This window comes from Aquiflexum balticum DSM 16537, from assembly GCF_900176595.1.
GTDB lineage: Bacteria > Bacteroidota > Bacteroidia > Cytophagales > Cyclobacteriaceae > Aquiflexum > Aquiflexum balticum.
Window position 1 is genome coordinate 3056530 of the sequence record NZ_LT838813.1, and the last position, 16606, is coordinate 3073135.

General features: G+C 38.1%; 16 protein-coding genes. 5 read left to right on the top strand and 11 right to left on the bottom strand.

Annotation, left to right across the window (positions count from 1 at the left end):
* The first annotated feature begins 3 nt into the window (after positions 1 to 3).
* Both B9A52_RS12960 and B9A52_RS12965 read left to right on the top strand, forming a co-directional pair.
* A complete protein-coding gene (locus tag B9A52_RS12960) occupies positions 4 to 1026 on the top strand; it encodes a LacI family DNA-binding transcriptional regulator (RefSeq protein ID WP_084120864.1) in 1023 nt (340 codons plus the stop codon).
* A gap of 169 nt (positions 1027 to 1195) precedes the next feature.
* Entirely contained in the window at positions 1196 to 2080 is an 885-nt protein-coding gene (locus B9A52_RS12965; RefSeq protein WP_084120865.1) for an ROK family protein, read from the top strand.
* A 16-nt stretch (positions 2081 to 2096) separates the two neighbouring features.
* On the opposite strand, the gene B9A52_RS12970 is transcribed toward B9A52_RS12965, so the two are convergent.
* A complete protein-coding gene (locus B9A52_RS12970) occupies positions 2097 to 3461 on the bottom strand; it encodes a vanadium-dependent haloperoxidase (protein WP_084120866.1) in 1365 nt (454 codons plus the stop codon).
* Positions 3462 to 3557: 96 nt separating this feature from the next.
* Entirely contained in the window at positions 3558 to 4796 is a 1239-nt protein-coding gene (locus tag B9A52_RS12975; protein ID WP_084120867.1) for an ROK family transcriptional regulator, read from the bottom strand.
* A gap of 236 nt (positions 4797 to 5032) precedes the next feature.
* Here B9A52_RS12975 and B9A52_RS12980 point away from each other — a divergent pair, with 236 nt between their 5' ends.
* A complete protein-coding gene (locus B9A52_RS12980) occupies positions 5033 to 5557 on the top strand; it encodes a cupin domain-containing protein (protein ID WP_084120868.1) in 525 nt (174 codons plus the stop codon).
* A gap of 30 nt (positions 5558 to 5587) precedes the next feature.
* On the opposite strand, the gene B9A52_RS12985 is transcribed toward B9A52_RS12980, so the two are convergent.
* The 8 genes from B9A52_RS12985 to B9A52_RS13015 form a co-directional block, all read right to left on the bottom strand.
* Positions 5588 to 6913: a DUF6600 domain-containing protein gene (locus tag B9A52_RS12985; protein WP_084120869.1), complete on the bottom strand. Its 1326-nt coding sequence runs from the start codon at positions 6911 to 6913 to the stop codon at positions 5588 to 5590.
* Between the two features lie 169 nt (positions 6914 to 7082).
* On the bottom strand, positions 7083 to 7259 hold the full coding sequence (locus B9A52_RS25545; protein ID WP_157370147.1) for a Lacal_2735 family protein: 177 nt from the start codon (positions 7257 to 7259) through the stop codon (positions 7083 to 7085).
* A gap of 47 nt (positions 7260 to 7306) precedes the next feature.
* Complete coding sequence (locus B9A52_RS12990) at positions 7307 to 8890, bottom strand: toxin-antitoxin system YwqK family antitoxin (protein WP_084120870.1); 1584 nt, start codon at positions 8888 to 8890, stop codon at positions 7307 to 7309.
* Between the two features lie 86 nt (positions 8891 to 8976).
* Entirely contained in the window at positions 8977 to 9534 is a 558-nt protein-coding gene (locus B9A52_RS12995; protein ID WP_084120871.1) for a hypothetical protein, read from the bottom strand.
* A gap of 3 nt (positions 9535 to 9537) precedes the next feature.
* Positions 9538 to 10536 (bottom strand): 3-oxoacyl-ACP synthase III family protein, encoded by a 999-nt coding sequence (locus tag B9A52_RS13000; protein ID WP_084120872.1) that lies wholly within the window; start codon positions 10534 to 10536, stop codon positions 9538 to 9540.
* 154 nt (positions 10537 to 10690) lie between these two features.
* Entirely contained in the window at positions 10691 to 11593 is a 903-nt protein-coding gene (locus tag B9A52_RS13005; protein WP_084120873.1) for an MBL fold metallo-hydrolase, read from the bottom strand.
* On the bottom strand, positions 11593 to 12291 hold the full coding sequence (locus B9A52_RS13010) for an SOS response-associated peptidase (protein ID WP_084120874.1): 699 nt from the start codon (positions 12289 to 12291) through the stop codon (positions 11593 to 11595). The genes B9A52_RS13005 and B9A52_RS13010 overlap by 1 nt, the downstream gene beginning before the upstream one ends.
* Positions 12292 to 12317: 26 nt before the next feature.
* Complete coding sequence (locus B9A52_RS13015) at positions 12318 to 13277, bottom strand: YheT family hydrolase (protein WP_084120875.1); 960 nt, start codon at positions 13275 to 13277, stop codon at positions 12318 to 12320.
* 122 nt (positions 13278 to 13399) lie between these two features.
* Here B9A52_RS13015 and B9A52_RS13020 point away from each other — a divergent pair, with 122 nt between their 5' ends.
* A complete protein-coding gene (locus tag B9A52_RS13020; RefSeq protein ID WP_084120876.1) occupies positions 13400 to 15079 on the top strand; it encodes a pyruvate dehydrogenase complex dihydrolipoamide acetyltransferase in 1680 nt (559 codons plus the stop codon).
* A gap of 321 nt (positions 15080 to 15400) precedes the next feature.
* Entirely contained in the window at positions 15401 to 15943 is a 543-nt protein-coding gene (gene hslV, locus B9A52_RS13025) for an ATP-dependent protease subunit HslV (protein ID WP_084120877.1), read from the top strand.
* A gap of 10 nt (positions 15944 to 15953) precedes the next feature.
* Here the strand turns inward: hslV and B9A52_RS13030 are convergent, their stop codons facing one another.
* On the bottom strand, positions 15954 to 16499 hold the full coding sequence (locus B9A52_RS13030; protein WP_084120878.1) for a hypothetical protein: 546 nt from the start codon (positions 16497 to 16499) through the stop codon (positions 15954 to 15956).
* Positions 16500 to 16606 lie beyond the last annotated feature (107 nt).

Genomic DNA, 16606 nt, shown 5'->3' on the forward strand with positions numbered 1-16606 from the left:
GAAATGGCAAAAAAGAAAATTTCCATAAAAGATATAGCAAGGGAACTCGGGATTTCCATTACAACTGTTTCATTTATCCTTAATGGTAAAGCAAAAGAAAAAAGGATAAGTGATGAAATGACCAAAAAGGTTCAGAATTATATCAAAGAGGTTGGTTATACACCAAGTTATTTGGCTCAGAGTCTTAGGTTGGGAAAGTCCAAAGTCATCGTTTTTATGATTGAGGATATTTCCAATCAGTTTTTTGCCTCTATCGCTAGAATGATAGAAGAAAGAGCCTATAAAAATGGCTATAAAATCATCTATTGCAGTACTGAAAATGATACTGAGAAGGCAAAAGAATTGATCAATACCTTTAAAATCAGGAATGTTGATGGTTTTATTATTACGCCAACTCCGGGTTTGGAACCGACCATTCAGGAATTATTGGAGGAAGATTTGGCATTGGTCCTTTTCGATAGGTGGGTTCCTTCCATTAATTGCAGCTATGTGATAGTAGAAAATGAAAAAAGTGCTTTTGAGGCTACTTTACACCTTATCCAAAATGGCTGTAAAAAAATCGCATTTCTGACTGTTGATTCCGACCAAATGCAAATGAAGGACAGGCTTCAGGGCTACCAAAAAGCAGTAGCTGAGAACAATCTTTCTTCTTCTGTTTTCAAAATTAAATTTCACAACATAGATGAAAAAGAGGCATATCTAAAAATCATCGAATTTTTCAGAAATAACCAAGGGTTTGATGGCGTATTTTTTGCAACCAACTACCTGGCATTTGAAGGACTTCAGGCTTTGGATAATCTTGGAATCAAGGTTCCTGAGGAGGTGAAAGTAGTATCTTTTGATGATCATTATTTTTTCAATCTGTATAAACCAAAGATTTCAGCCATTGAACAACCTTTGGAAATCATCGCCGAAAAATTGATGGAAGCGATTTTGCATCATCTTGATTCCAACGAATCTAAACATTCATTTAAGAAGTTTATTTTACCAAATAAGCTAAATATTAGAGAATCTTCTTCAAATTAACAGAAAAATGATAGTAAACACTGTTGTTTTTGATGATTTGTCAAAAATAAATTATATTTTTAATAAATCGTTTTAGTATCTGTCATTCCAATTTCATTAATTTATTTCTTAGAAAGTATATTTACAGGCAAGTTATTTCTGGTTGTTGTAAGTTAACGGGATCTTATTTATGTCAAAAAAAATAATCCTATCCGGTGATATTGGAGGGTCTCATATCACAGTGGGTAGATTTATTGGAAATGATTCAGTTTTCAAATTGGAAGATTTGAAAAGAGAATCCATTGATTCCTATGCACCCAAATCCATAATTTTGGATCATTGGGTTTCTATTTTAACTGATCTTGTTCATCCCAACGAAGATTATTTGTTGTCTTTGGCAATACCTGCCCCATTTGATTATAAAAATGGAATTTGTTTAATTGAAAAACAGGGTAAATTCAGACATCTATTTGGTATAAATCTAAGAGAAGAACTTTCAGGTCATTTGGGTATTCTTCCATCAAATATTTTTTTTATCAATGATGCGGAAGCTTTTTTATTGGGAGAAGTTAATTTTGGGGAAGGAAATAATGTAAATAACATTTTGGGACTGACTTTAGGTTCAGGTCTTGGTTCTTCTATCAAAAGCGGAAATATAGTCAGAGATGGAGGGCTTTGGTGTTCACCATTCAAATCAGGTATTGCTGAGGATTACCTTTCGAGCCGGTGGTTTGTCAATTGGATCTATCAAGAGTTAAATATTCAGGTAGATGGTGTAAAGGAAATCGTTTCGAATCCTGAAATAATGAAGAAAGGGTCATCTGTTTTTGATTTTTTTGCAAAAAACCTTGCTGATTTTATAATTAAACAACAAGAGGAATTTCATGCAGATAAAATAATTCTTGGTGGGAACATTTCTAAAGCATATCCCTTTTTTTTGGACAAAACATTACATTATCTTCAAATTCAGGATCTTGATATAGTAATTGAAGTCAGCCAATTGGGAGAAAAAAGTGCTGTTTTCGGTGCCCTTTCAGCAATAAATTTATACCAGGATTTAAGAGAAAAAATATAGAGTTTTGGTTCAGTAATTAATTCCCAACAGCAATTGATTTTTTTGAACCTGTTTTTTGAAGGATTTCTTTACCAATCAATTTTCCTTGTTTAACTCCTTCCTCTATAGCATCCCTAAAATGGATTCCCCCATATAATCTTGAAATGGCAGCTTCTTCAGCAGCTTGATTAAAGGATTTAAAAGCTCTTTCCGGTAGTCCGAAGTACACTTCAGAATCATCAATAAAGTCAAAATCTTCCCCAAAAAAATCTGTTAGAATCATAGCGCTTGTGGTTGAAACCACACTATGTCCACTGGTATATTCCGGGAAAGGAGGAGTTTGCAATAAGGGCCGCCAAGTCTGGTCTACATATTTTTGAATAGCAGTTTCTGGTCTTATCCTGTCTGAATCATACTTTTCTTCCCAACAACTGACAAAGGCATCATGTAGGGCCATAGATATTAGGGTATGAATGTAGATGGTTTCTTTCCATGGTAAATCTGCTTTTTGACTGGCAATTCCCGTGATTCCAACCCAATGACCTCCCGGAGATATTTTCTTCATTCCAATAGCCATATGGCCGGAAAAACTCACCATAAATGGATTGCAATCCCAAAAGTTGGCAATCAGGTTTTGTTCATCAGATAGTTGAGAAGTTACTTCGATAACTTCAAATAATTGTTTTTTGAATGGGCTTCCCTCTTCCAAACTAAATGGGGCAGGTGGGGCAGGCTTAAATGATTTTAAATCCTGAAGAAAAAATGTTTTCAGAGTTCTCCATTCAGGTTCTATTGCAGCCATATAGGCAGGTGGGGTTGGATACCAATGACCTTCATTTTTTTTGGGAGTGTATCTTGTCAAGGTGCTCAAGGAGGAATATCCGTCTTCATTGGCAATTTTCAATACCTCTGCAGCAATATCTTCCGCAAAAGAAACATTGGCATTCAGGTCCTTTTTGTTAATCCATTTCGAACGGGTAAAATCTTTTTTTAACGCTATCTGCTTTTCTTCAAGCAAAAATCCCGAGGGCATGATCTTTTTGCCAACTTCCAACATGGAATATGTCGCGATGAAGTGGGGGGATAAATTTTCACCAATTGCATCTTCATAAGAAGGATTTTCTAAATTACTTGATTCAAAAAGGCATAAATCTTCGGTTCTTAGATTATTGGTTTTATTCCAAGCTAAATGTGCACCTAAAGTAGCGTATGCATAAAATCTAGCTGCTGCAGGAGGTGATGCCACATCTGTGACCATCACTTCTGTGATATAAAAGAGGTTGTCTATCAGAATACCTATAGGAGGTTCAGCTTTGTTTTGGGAAAGAACTGAATTCCAACTGATCAAAATCAAAAAAATAGAAAGAGCAATAGCTGGATAAGGAAATTTCAACTTTTTCATTTCAGTCAGTTTCGCAACGAATTTGGTTGCTTTTGGATTGCGCAATTATTTTAACGGAATATTTACGGGAGAGATTTACTATTGGATTTTAATGGATTATTGGAGTATATCTTCAAACAATTTTTCATTGACAACGGCTACACCTCCCAGTAATCCGACTTCTTTGCCCAATTTATAAAGGCTGATTTGGGTATTTTCCCTTGCCTTGGCCATGCTGTAAATATTCAATGCCTGCTGAATGGGTGTGATCAAATATTGTTTTGCTTCGGCTACTGAACCCCCTATAATAATGAGTTCAGGATTGAGCAACTGAATCAATATAGAAATCCCTCTGCCCAGATCGAGTCCGGCTTGTGAAAGTATGGTGATAGCTCTCTGATCCCCGGCAAGTGCTGCATCAACAACCAAATAAGGCTCAAGTTCACCTTGGTTTTCTCTCACTAATCTTGCCAAAATGGAATCCGAATCGGTAGTAATTGCTTCCTTTGCCATTCTTACGATGGCCGTTCCAGATGCTACCGATTCCAAACAGCCCTTTTTTCCACAGCTGCAAGTGATATCACTGGAATCAAAAATCGGGGAATGGCTGAATTCACCGGCAAATCCAGAGGCCCCTTGATAGATCTTCCCATCTATCAGAATACCGAGACCAATACCCCATCCTATAAATATTCCCAATACATTTTTGAAATTATCATTGTGGCCAAACTTGAATTCTGCTAAAGTCATAGCCCGGGCATCATTTTCCAAAAAAACTTTTCTTCCCAATCTTGATTCGAAATTTTCAACCAGGCTCTTTTTACCAAATTTCAAATAGGTGTGGTTTATCCCATGTATGGAATCAATCAATCCAGGCATCGAGATACCTACAGCTATTATTTTTTCTTGGTTTAAGTCACATTTAGAAATATACTCAAGAATGACGTCGCATATTTTCTCAAATGTTTCTTTTTCATTATTCAAGGTAAGTCTGATGGTTTCAGGTTCAGTTACCAATTCATTTGAGCTATTATAAATGGCAACCCTTAACCTGAATCTATTTAAATCAACACTTAGAATATAAAAGGCATCTTTATTCAGCTGATAAAGATCCGGTTTTCTGCCTCCTTGGGATTCTGCCCGCCCATTTTTGATCACTTCCCCTGAACCCATCAGATCATTCAACAGGGAATTGACTGTTGGTAAGGAAATCCCAACCTGATTGCAGATTTCGCCAGCAGTATTGTTCCCTTTGATGTAAAGATTCTTGATTAACTTCAGTTTGTTGAGGTAACTTTTGGTTTCTACAACACCTGATATTTTTTCCAGGGATTTTTTAGGATCAATAAGGTTCATTATTTGTAATTTATTTAGACAATAAAAGAATTTTTACAGAATATCAAAAGACCTTATTGAAAAAAATGCAATATCAAATTGTTTTTGTTTGGCTAAATAAAGAATAAACTCATTATTTACCTTAAGTTAAGAAAGAATTTTATTTGAAAATATTTTTTTCCATAGAAAATGAAATTTTAAATCTTTGTTAAAATGGTAACTTTGGGTTTGTAGAATACTTATTTAAGAATTGTATCATGATAGAAACCGGATATTTGGAAGAACAAACGCCAAAGGAAGTGATTTTTAAAAAATTGGAAAAAGAACTGAACGCTCAAGGTTTAAGAATTTCTCAAAAGGATTTTGAAAGACCTTGGGGAGGCTTTTTTGTAGTTGACGAAAACCAAATCCAAGAATTCAAAAAGAGATTTTTCAATGAATTGGTTTTGGAAGATGAGCAGTTTAATCGAAAGCTAAGTCCGAAACTCCTTTTAGTTGCGCCAAAAAAAAGACTTTCCTGGCAGTACCATAATAGGAGAGCGGAAGTCTGGAAACTGATTGAAGGTAAAGCAAGTATTGTTAGGAGTGATTCAGATGAGCAAGGAGCTATAAATGAGATGAAAATTGGGGAGCTGATCCATTTGAAACAGGGAGAAAGACACCGTCTGGTAGGGGGAGATTCCTGGGGTATTGTAGCCGAAATCTGGATGCATACTGATCGCGACAATCCATCAAATGAAGAAGACATCATCAGGGTTGAAGATGATTTTTCAAGAAAATAAAAAGGGACCGGAATTCCGGTCCCTTTTTATTTAATGACCGCCCCTGGTATTTCCTCTCGATGAAGTTGCAGACTTCGCATTGCCATTTGAATTGTTTCTGGAAACAGTTGTTCCAGAATTTCTTGGAGGGTTGGATTGTGGTTTCACCAATGGTTGGTTTTGTCTGGTTGGTGCCTTGCTTCCAACTGAGGCTGGACTTCTTTGTTGATTGGCAGGTTTGGCTTGTCTATATGTAGTACCGTTAGTAGAAGCAGCCCGATGGTTGACTCCCATGTTCTCTCTTGAATTCACAGCTGGACTTTTACCCATATTTGATGAATTTGAAGCTTTAGGTTGGGTACCTCTATTGGTCATACCTGCGTTGGAAAATCTTTCTTTTTGTTGGCCTAGACGCTCATTTCCATAAGAACTTGAAGGATTTCCAGTTGGTCGATTTATAGATGGGTTTCCAGAAGCAGTTCGTCCGCTTGTTCTGATTTCTGCATTGTTATTTCTACCGGGATTTACTACCTGTCCAGATATGCTTTCAGTGCTTCTGGTAGACCTCATTTGGCTTGCTGACCTATGCTTGTATTCCTCAGCCGTATAAACTCTGGAAGGTCTGGCAGGATTCTTTGAGGGTTCATTTCCTGTTATCTGTGGACGATATACATTCAGGCTGTTGTTGTTCACTACTGTTCTTCCGGGTCTGTTAGAATCGTTTACCTGATACACAGGGACCCTTGACCTTGTCACTCTTTCCACTTCTCTTCTGGACGGTCCTGCTATATAAGTTTGATTATTGTGGATATAAGTATTGTTAATAACTATGGACTGTTGATAGATATTGGCTATTTGAAATGACGGCACATAGTATCTGTAAAAGTTTCTATGTCTGAATCTTCTTTGGGGTACAAATACCCAATGGGACATGGGGGCATGAAATGAAACATTTATTCCGATGCCAGGGCCCAAGGGCGCCCAACCGTAATATCCACCGCCAGTCCTCCAATTGACCCAAGCTGGACCCCATTCATATCCTGGAACCCAGGCCCAGCCATAAAAATTGCTCCAAAACCAACGTCCATAATGAAATGGTGCCCAGCCCCAAGCGTAATCTGAAACCCAGGTATTTCCAAAATTGGTCATAGTCCAATAGCCATTGCTTGCATAAGGTTGGAATCCTCTTTCGACAAAGGGTATCCAAACATATCCATAATTCGGATCCATCACCCAGTCACCATAAGGACTGAGTTCGTTGTAGAAGACCTGGAAGTTTACTCCAAAATGCGGAGAAGCTTCCGCTTCATGACAATTTATCATACTTAAGCCTAGCAGAAGCATGAAGCTGAAAGGGAAAAGGAATGACTTTTTCATAATAATATGGTTTAGTGCTTTGTGGAGTTTTACGTCCTTTCCATATTATAAGTTCGATTAAAATATAAAGAAAAATTATAAATATTTAGTAAAAACGTTTTAGCAAACTTAATGTTTATATTTAATATTTAAAAAATACAATAAAGTATGACCACGAAAAAAAAACTGGTTAACCCAGTTTTTTCTTTATCTCGTCTATTTTTTTTGCTATTTCCTCTGCTTCTGCCATCAATCGGTCTGCTTCTGTTCTGTTACTATGGGATAGTTTATGGGCTTTCTCCATCATTGACTTATAATTCTCCTGTAACTTTTCTATTTCCGTTTTCTTTTTAAATAATCCAAACATGGTTTTTATTTAGATAACAGGTAATTCCCAAAAGTGTTTTATTGCGGTTAGAATCTGAATTTCATTTCGCTTGCCAATCCATCTTCTTCCACGATTTCATCATTTTTAAATCTGATTATCTGCTCCAATCGACCACTGATATTATAGTATCGCCAAGGTCCTTCTTTTTTACCGTCAATCATATTTCCTTCAGAGGCCTTTTTTCCGGTTTCATGAAAATAAGTCCAGTTCCCCTCCGGTTTTCCACTGGCATAAGTTCCTTCAGATTCTACGGTACCATCAACATAATAGGTGATCCTTGTTCCATTGCCATCTTTTAAGCTGCCTTTTTCTAAAGTTTTTGATCCATCATATGAATAATAGTCCCCTACGTTCATAAGCCGTCCATTGTTCCAGAATTCTTCCTGTGTCAACTGCTTATTATCATAAAATAAGCCCCACGTACCTTCCTCAAATCCAAGGAAATAACTGCCTACCGACTTCAGCTGCCCCCCATCATAATAATAAAACCATTGGCCATTTTCTGACCCGAGATTATATTCACCTTCAGCAATCAGAATTCCGATTTTATTGAAATACTTCCAAAGCCCTGTTTTCAAATCATTTTTATACTCTCCGATCGAGTATATATTTCCTTCTGGAAAAAAACTTTTCCAAAGCCCGTCTTTTACGCCACTTTTATATTGTCCTTGTACTGAAATTTTCCCATTGGAATGGTATTCTAAATACTCTCCAATCGGAAGACCCAATTCATAAGTTTTTCTTTTGGAAAGTGATCTGTTTTGGAAGAATTCCTCCCAAGTTCCTACAGGTATATCATTTTCGTATTTTTCAATACGTGCTATCCTTTTATTTTCATAGTAGAATTTCCATTCGCCGGTTTTATTGCCTTTGTCATCATAAAACTTTTCGGATTCTTCAGTTCTTGTGCCAGGAAAATAGGTGATCCATTTCCCGATTGTTCTTCCATTTGCAAATTCTCCCTTTTCTTCCACCATATTCCCAAAAGTATACCTGGTAAAAGGGCCGTGAGGTAAATTGTTTTTATAACTGGTCTCTACCACTAATTCACCCCCGATTGCATAGACGACATATGGACCTTCCAAATTACCGTTTTCATAATTTTCTATCTGTGCCAGATCACCGTTATTGTAAAAAGAAACCCATTTTCCGTGTCTTTTACCCTCACGGAATTGCCCCTCAGTCTTTACTTGTCTTGGGTTGATATACTCCGGTTGCATTACTCTACCATAATATTCTTTGTATGGGCCTACAGCTACGCTGTCATTGAATACCATCTCAATTTTCAATGCACCGGAGGAATCATATTCTCTGTATATACCGTTGAGTCTATTTTCCCTGTATTCTGCTTCAATATTCTTATTTTTGTTTGGGAAAAAGCTTGTTGTAACACCCTCTCTGCGTCCGTTTGAGAAATTTATGGTCTGAACTAGCGTATTCGATTTAGGGTTTTCAAACTTCCATAGACCCTCCATAACGCCATTTTTTAATATTCCTGTTCCAACTAAAGTGGAATCGGAATTATATAGGGCAACCATATTGGTAACATCCTGTGCATAACACGTGATATTGATCAGGATGCTGGAAATCAGTACAAAAATATATTTCATGAATAAAGCGTTCAGGTTTGAACTAAATAACGGTAAGTTATAATGGACGGTTCTAAATTAAATTAATTTGCGATATAAGAAAAGGATTAGAAATGATTATCAAAGATAAACCTAATTTCTTTTTTTAAAATAGAATATGTTTTTTCAAAATCAGGATCCGTTTCAATTTTCTTGAAAACCTGAAAATAGCGTGACAGAGATGGATTATTGGTATTTGAGATAGATGCTATATTTATTCCCCCATCTACAATTTTTTTGTATTCCCATGGGGAAGGTTGATTTGATATTTGATAGGAATTATCCAGTCTTTGGATAGAAGATTTCATTTTTTCGAATGTAGACTTTCCGTAAAGAACAAATAAATAAAGTCCATGACCCCACCAATTCAGTAATCTGATATTCCAACCTTTATTTTCATCAAAATCCCTGACCATATCCAACACTTGGTATGGACAGTTTTCTAACCTGTAACCCATGGAAATTTTAGATCCTTTTGACTCATGATGCTTGGTCATAATCATCTCCTGTGGGAATTCATCGGCTATGAGTTGAAATAATCGGGTATATAGATCAGATTGCGCTTTTATTTTTTCAAATAATTCTTTGTCTTCAAATAATTTTAAATCAAAGTATTCCACTGTCATTTTTTACCAATTCAATAATGCAGATGCCCATGCAAAACCGCTGCCAAAGGCCGCTAAACATACCAAATCACCTCTTTTCAATCGGCCCTGTTCCCATGCCTGACTCAATGCAATGGGGATAGTTCCTGCTGTAGTATTTCCCAAATACATAATGTTGTTGAAAACTTTTTCATCAGGAAGTCCCATTTTTTGTTGGATATAATTACTGATTCTTAGGTTGGCCTGATGGGGTACAAGTAGGTCAATTTCAGATTTGTCTTTTCCATTTGCCTCCAGAGCTTCTTCAATGACTTCCTGAAATCGGACAATGGCATGTTTAAAAACCGCATTTCCATTCATTTTTAGAAAAAAGTCTCCTCTTTCTATCAATTCGGCAGAAACTCTCACCTTACTGCTGCTGCTTGGAGCGATACAATATAGCTCCTCTGCATGTGCACCGTCTGCATGTAGGTGGGTAGAAAGAATTCCCGGTTCATCCGCCTCTACAGCACTTAAAACAGCCGCCCCGGCACCATCTGCAAATATTACAGCACTTGACCTTCCCTCATCACTTTTATCCAAAGCAGATGATTGGATTTCAGCACCCACTACTAGGATGTTTTTGTACATACCTGTTTTGATAAACTGATCTGCTACAGACAAGGCGTAAATGAATCCCGAGCAGGCATTTCTGATATCCAATGCACCTATCCCATTCATTCCCAATTCTCTTTGCAGCAGTACGCCATTACCTGGTAAAAAGTAATCAGAGGTGATGGTTGCGAAAACGATAAAATCAATGTCTTTTACAGATAAGCCCGCTCTTTCCAATGCCATTTTTGAAGCAGTTGCTGACATACTGGTTACAGTATCCTTTCCAGGCGTAAACCACCTCCTTTCGTGAATACCTGTCCGTTCCACTATCCAATCATCATTGGTGTCCATAATGGTAGACAAGTATTCATTTGTAATAATATTTTCAGGTACATAATGCCCTATCCCGGTTATTCTGGATTTTTTCATAAGGTTAAAAGTTGTTTGGGTTTCCCAAGATGACCTTTCACCAAGGTTGTTTAAACAAATATCTTATATACAATGGGGAATACCAAAAAATCAATTTTAAAGAGCATTTTATATGGTTTGGTAGGTTTTTTTATTCAATATTTGGAGAAGACTTTTATTTTATTCTCCCTTGACTCTTCAACTTCCAATACCTATACAATCCGTCCACTGACATCCAACTGGGATTGGCATATTCATACACTTTGATCAATGCTTCGTCACATCCTTCTCCGACCAATTGGGTTTTGGTGTAGTCCATAAAAAGGGGGATGACTTCTTGTTGATCTGTGTTCGCATCAAAATAAGGTTTGATCCATTTACTCCAATCATGCAGCATGTAACAGAGATTGTCCAAGTGCTCGTTGACATTATTGATAATTCCAAAATGCGTCAAAAACAGGCATTCCGGTTTTTCTGCTTTCAAAATAGCCAATGAGACTTCCCAATCCCTGATGTTGATATCAGGTGGAGGACAAGGGGGCACTGCAGGGCCACCATTGATTTTAACACCGGCCACATCACCTGTAAAAATCACATTTCCCATTTTCCATGCGATATGGTGGGTGGCATGACCGGGAGTATGCAAAGCTTTTATTTTGATATTACCAAACTCCAATTCCTCCTCGTGTTGGACTGCAACAATCTGATCTTCAGGAATAGGTTTCATTTTTCCCCAAAGCCTTTCCATATCATCCCCATAAATCTGAGCGGCCGAATTCCAGAGTTTTTCCGGCGAAGCCAAATGGGGTGCCCCCACAGGATGGACGTATATTTTGGCACCTATCTCGGCAAGTTTCCAGGATGCACCCGCATGGTCAAAATGAATGTGAGTGAGGAGAACATGCTTGATTTCCTCCAATTCATATCCATTTCTTTCTATACCCTCTTTCAACTGCTCAAATGTGCTTTCCGGCCCGGTTTCGACCAAAATAGGACCATGAGTTGTCTCTACCAAAAAACTGGCAATGGCCTCATTGGTATCCAAAAATTTTAGGTCAATAATTGCAACGTTTTCCATTATCCGAATAGTGTATAATTGCCAAATTGGTCCATGGGAGAGGTTTTTCTGATAATAGCAGGGCTGTCGTTGCCGACACTATTTACCAAAGGAGAAACGGTATAGCTGATCATTTCATTGGCGGGATAGGTCCCCAATAGCTTAATCAGTTCCTCTTCTTTGCTGTATTTATCGAGCCATTTTTTTTCATCATCCCGATTCAATATGACAGGCATCCTGTCATGGATTTCAGAAACCAAGCTATTCGGTGCTGTAGTAAGTATGAGAAAGGTATGCTTGTTTTCACCTTTTTCATTTTCATACTCTTCCCAGATTCCAGCAAATGCAAAAGGTTCCTCATTGGCAAGGGTAAAACGGTACGGCGTTTTTGTTTTTTTACCGATTTTTTTCCATTCGAAAAAGCCATCCGCAGGAATCAGACAGCGTCTTTTTTGAAAAGAAGTTTTGAAGGAGACCTTTTCATTTACACTTTCTGCCTTGGCATTGATGAATTTTTGGGAGACAGGTTTGTTCTTTGCAAAATCAGGTGTGATTCCCCAATAAAAATAGGAGAAACCCTTTGGACTGTCTGATGTAATCACCGGGACCAATTGGGTGGGCGCAATATTATATCTTGGTTTGAAGTCCGAAAGCATTTCAGCCTGAAATCTTTCCTCCAGTTCAATTTTACTTTTACTTAATGAATATCTTCCGCACATGGGGTAAATATAGGTTTTTTTGAAAATTACTGATCTCCGGTGATAAATTCAAATGCTCTTTTTTCGGACCAATAGATATCTTCACTTTTTCTTGGACTGAATCCAACATGTCCGCCGTATTTTGGAAATTCCATCCATACAGCCTCCAATTGTCGGGCGATTTTAACCGGGAAGCATTTATCGCTTAAAAACGGATCATTTTGTGCATTCAGAACCAAAGCAGGTACACGGATACCCTCAAGGAAATACAGGGATGAATTTTGTTCGTAATAATCATGTGCATCATCAAAGCCATGCAAAGGTCCTGTGAAGTGATCGTCAAAATCCTTTAAAGTTTTTATTTTGCGCAAGGTTCCCACCGGGATTTCATCAGGGAAAAACACCGCTTTTTTGGCAACTTTTTCTTTCAGTGTTGTTAGAAAGCGTTTGGCGTAAAGTATATTTTCTCTCTTGGAAATCTGAACAGAAGAGCTTTCTAAATGAAGAGGAACCGAAATGGCAACACCTTTTCTGATTTTTGGATTTCTTTCCCGTTTTTCACCTAGGTATTTCAATGTCAGGTTTCCGCCCAAACTAAAGCCAACCAAATAGATGGATTCATAATCTTTTGCAGCGTGCTGAATCACAAAATCAAGATCATAGGTGGCTCCTGAGTGATAAAAAATTGCTTTTCTGTTCATTTCTTCAGAGCATCCCCGGAAGTTCCAGTTGAGCACATCAAATCCATTGCTGAAAAATTGTTTTGCCATTCCAATCATGTATGGACGTTGGCTATTGCCTTCCAGTCCATGGCTGATAATGACTAGATTTTTGCTGTCATTTTTTAGCCAGTCAAGGTCCAGAAAATCACCATCGGGAGTGTTAACCCTTTCTCTTTCAAAAGGTAAAGTGACATGGCTCCTGAAAAGACCAGGTACAATAGTCTGTAAATGTCCGTTGAAAAGCCATTTTGGGTAATCGTAATCTGTTTTTTTTATTAAAGGCATTTTAAAACAAAAAGGAGCTTCGGGTACTTTACAATCCTGAAATTACCACTATTAAATTTGAATAAAGATATTTTAAGAACTATTTTTGACCTGCTTAAATTTTGAATAGGATATAAAAGCTTATGGCCGAAATAATACGAATGCCTAAAATGAGCGATACCATGGAAGAAGGGGTAATCGCAGCGTGGTTGAAGAAAGTTGGAGATGCAGTGAAGCCGGGAGATATTCTAGCGGAGGTAGAGACCGATAAGGCGACTATGGAATTGGAATCTTATGAAGAGGGAATCTTGCTTCATCTTGGAGTAGAAGAAAAGGGCGCTGTTCCTGTAAACGGAGTTATTGCTATCATTGGTGAAAAAGGTGAAAACATTGATTCCTTACTTAAGGAGATTGAAGGAGGTGAAGCGGGAGAATCTAAAAAAGAAGCAAAAAAAGAAGAGAAACCCGAACCTGCTAAAGAGGAGAACATTTCTGCTAAGGAAGAAAAAGCACCTGCAGAAAAAATCGATACCTCAGGAATAAATGCCACAGTCATCACTATGCCTAAAATGAGTGATACCATGACTGAAGGCACCATTGCTTCTTGGTTGAAAAAGGTAGGAGATGAAGTCAAATCAGGAGATATCATCGCAGAAGTGGAAACCGATAAAGCGACTATGGAATTGGAGTCCTATGAGGATGGTACTTTGTTGTATATTGGGGTAGAAGCGGGTGAATCAGTTGAAATTGATGGTGTCATTGCAATAATAGGTGAGAAAGGCGCTGATTATGAGAAATTGTTAAAAGCCCACAAACCAAAAGATGCTCAAGTAGATACTTCACCAAAAGAAGAGAAAAAAGAGGAAAAACAAGCAGAGGCACCTGAAAGTAAACCTGCTGAATCAAAATCAGCTGAGCCTTCTGTTAAATCAACATCCGCCACTTCTGACAATGGAAGATTGAAAGCCTCGCCTTTGGCAAAAAAGATGGCTGAAGACAAAGGTTTTGACATCTCTTTGGTGAAAGGTTCAGGAGAAGGTGGACGAATCGTCAAAAGAGATATAGAAAACTTTGAACCTGCTGTGGCCCAAACCGCAGCGGCCCCTACTGCCATGGCTACTTCAGCACCTGCTGTTGGTCAGGAATCTTACAGGGAAGAAAAAGTTTCTCAAATGCGTAAGGTAATCGCCAAAAGACTTGCTGAGAGTAAGTTCCAGGCACCGCATTTCTACCTGACCATGGAGATCAATATGGACAAAGCTATTGAGGCCAGAAACAGCATGAACGAAATTTCCCCTGTGAAAATCTCCTTCAATGACATGGTGATCAAAGCGGCAGCAGCAGCTCTGAGACAACATCCTAAAGTAAATACCTCTTGGTTGGGTGATAAAATCAGATACAATGAACATATCCATATAGGAATGGCTGTGGCAGTAGAGGAGGGACTTTTGGTTCCGGTGATCCGCTTTGCTGACAGCAAGTCATTGTCACAGATTTCCAATGAAGCCAAAACGCTGGGTGGAAAAGCCAAGAACAAAGAATTGCAGCCCAAGGATTGGGAAGGCAATACCTTTACCATTTCCAACTTGGGAATGTTTGGCATAGAGGAATTCACAGCTATCATCAATCCGCCGGATGCCTGTATTTTGGCTGTAGGAGGGATTAAGGAAACGGTTATAGTGAAAAACGGTCAGATGCAGATTGGTAATGTCATGAAAGTTACTTTGTCATGTGACCACAGGGTGGTAGATGGTGCGGTCGGTTCAGCTTTCCTAAAGACCCTTAAAGGTTTATTGGAAGATCCTGTCAGAATCCTGATTTAAACGGGAAAATAAAATATGCCAAAAAGTCCTGTTTATGCAGGACTTTTTTGGTTTTGTATGGTTATTGAGAAGAAATATACTTCGTGAGATATGGTAGATATATAATTGAAATATGCCTTCGGCGATATATTGTTGAAATTTTGTGCGGGAAATATTTGGATTGTTCATTGCTAAATTTCGAATGACGTTGAGAATTTCAACTTATTTCTATTTTATTTCGCCATAGGCATATTTCAATTTATTTCATCTCTAAATTCATCCCAATATTTTGGGTCAAGTCGTCTCACGTCTTATGTATCAAATCTCATGTCTTAATTTAATATGGAAAAAATAAAATCAACTACCGTAGTCGCCATCAAACATAATGGAGAAGTAGTCATTGGTGCCGATGGGCAGGCTACCTTGGGTAACACCATTGCCAAAAGTACAGTAAATAAAATCCGGAAATTGCAGGGCGGAAAAATCGTAACAGGTTTTGCAGGCTCGACGGCAGATGCCTTCACTTTGCTGGAAAAGTTTGAGGAAAAGATGGGTGCCTATGGCAACAACATGAAAAGGGCAGCTGTCGAGTTGGCCAAAGAATGGCGAACCGATCGGATGCTGAGTAAATTGGAAGCCATGATGATTGTGGCAGATTCTCAGGACATTTTGATTATTTCCGGCACAGGAGATGTGATCGAACCGGATATGGAAATCGCTACCATTGGTTCGGGCAGCATGTATGCCCAATCAGCCGCTAGGGCATTGAAAAAGTATGCACCCCAACTTTCAGCTGAAGAAATGGTTCGCGAAAGTCTGGGTATCGCCGCAGATGTCTGCATTTACACCAATCATAATTTGGTGGTGGAAAAAGTAGAGAAATAATTTCTGATTTCTACACTGTCAGTGCATGTTGCGATTTAAGGCGCTGATAGCCCAGAATGCACATATAAATTATCGTTGTTGAAAGAATAATGTTGTTAACATTCGCAATGAGTGGAAATCCATTTGTCATTGCTGCTACAAAAATCATACTGCCAAAAATGATGACGACACCAGTCCATACTGGAAATAATTTGGCTTTGATGACTGCGATGCCAAATATTATCAACCCGGCGAGGTTGAAAAAAGCAGGAATCTTATAAAAAGGATATATTTCAACAAATTCTAAATTTGATAACCCTGAGTGCAACACTTGAATTGGGAGATAAACTAAAGCAAGATAGGACAATGAAATCATCACTGTTCCTGTCAGGCTTAAGATGTTTTTTGATCGTTTTTGTAGGAAGTGTAATCCCCAAATTCCAAATCCGGCAAAGAAGTGGAAAGCAGCAGTAAGATAATAGACAGTTGAATTGTAGCCGCCTTCTGCTAATTCTACAACCTCGGAACCTATCCAACAAGAATAGCCTAAAATGGCAGAGAATAGTAAGTATTTCATTTCTTTATTATTTGGCGTTTTCAACAAAGTTCCCCAAGACCTGTTGCTAAGAAATTTGCAACTGACAAATTGGTAACCGTAAGAAGTACAGTTGGGGCAGATGGAAT

Excerpts from the sequence above, each read along its gene's own strand:
- B9A52_RS13005 (WP_084120873.1), bottom strand. The coding sequence starts at position 11,593 with ATGGAAAACGTTGCAATTATTGACCTAAAATTTTTGGATACCAATGAG.
- B9A52_RS12985 (WP_084120869.1), bottom strand. The coding sequence starts at position 6,913 with ATGAAAAAGTCATTCCTTTTCCCTTTCAGCTTCATGCTTCTGCTAGGC.
- B9A52_RS12975 (WP_084120867.1), bottom strand. The coding sequence starts at position 4,796 with ATGAACCTTATTGATCCTAAAAAATCCCTGGAAAAAATATCAGGTGTT.
- B9A52_RS25545 (WP_157370147.1), bottom strand. The coding sequence starts at position 7,259 with ATGTTTGGATTATTTAAAAAGAAAACGGAAATAGAAAAGTTACAGGAG.
- B9A52_RS12980 (WP_084120868.1), top strand. The coding sequence starts at position 5,033 with ATGATAGAAACCGGATATTTGGAAGAACAAACGCCAAAGGAAGTGATT.
- hslV (WP_084120877.1), top strand. The coding sequence starts at position 15,401 with ATGGAAAAAATAAAATCAACTACCGTAGTCGCCATCAAACATAATGGA.
- B9A52_RS13010 (WP_084120874.1), bottom strand. The coding sequence starts at position 12,291 with ATGTGCGGAAGATATTCATTAAGTAAAAGTAAAATTGAACTGGAGGAA.
- B9A52_RS12965 (WP_084120865.1), top strand. The coding sequence starts at position 1,196 with ATGTCAAAAAAAATAATCCTATCCGGTGATATTGGAGGGTCTCATATC.
- B9A52_RS12960 (WP_084120864.1), top strand. The coding sequence starts at position 4 with ATGGCAAAAAAGAAAATTTCCATAAAAGATATAGCAAGGGAACTCGGG.
- B9A52_RS12995 (WP_084120871.1), bottom strand. The coding sequence starts at position 9,534 with ATGACAGTGGAATACTTTGATTTAAAATTATTTGAAGACAAAGAATTA.
- B9A52_RS13020 (WP_084120876.1), top strand. The coding sequence starts at position 13,400 with ATGGCCGAAATAATACGAATGCCTAAAATGAGCGATACCATGGAAGAA.
- B9A52_RS12970 (WP_084120866.1), bottom strand. The coding sequence starts at position 3,461 with ATGAAAAAGTTGAAATTTCCTTATCCAGCTATTGCTCTTTCTATTTTT.
- B9A52_RS13000 (WP_084120872.1), bottom strand. The coding sequence starts at position 10,536 with ATGAAAAAATCCAGAATAACCGGGATAGGGCATTATGTACCTGAAAAT.
- B9A52_RS13015 (WP_084120875.1), bottom strand. The coding sequence starts at position 13,277 with ATGCCTTTAATAAAAAAAACAGATTACGATTACCCAAAATGGCTTTTC.
- B9A52_RS12990 (WP_084120870.1), bottom strand. The coding sequence starts at position 8,890 with ATGAAATATATTTTTGTACTGATTTCCAGCATCCTGATCAATATCACG.
- B9A52_RS13030 (WP_084120878.1), bottom strand. The coding sequence starts at position 16,499 with ATGAAATACTTACTATTCTCTGCCATTTTAGGCTATTCTTGTTGGATA.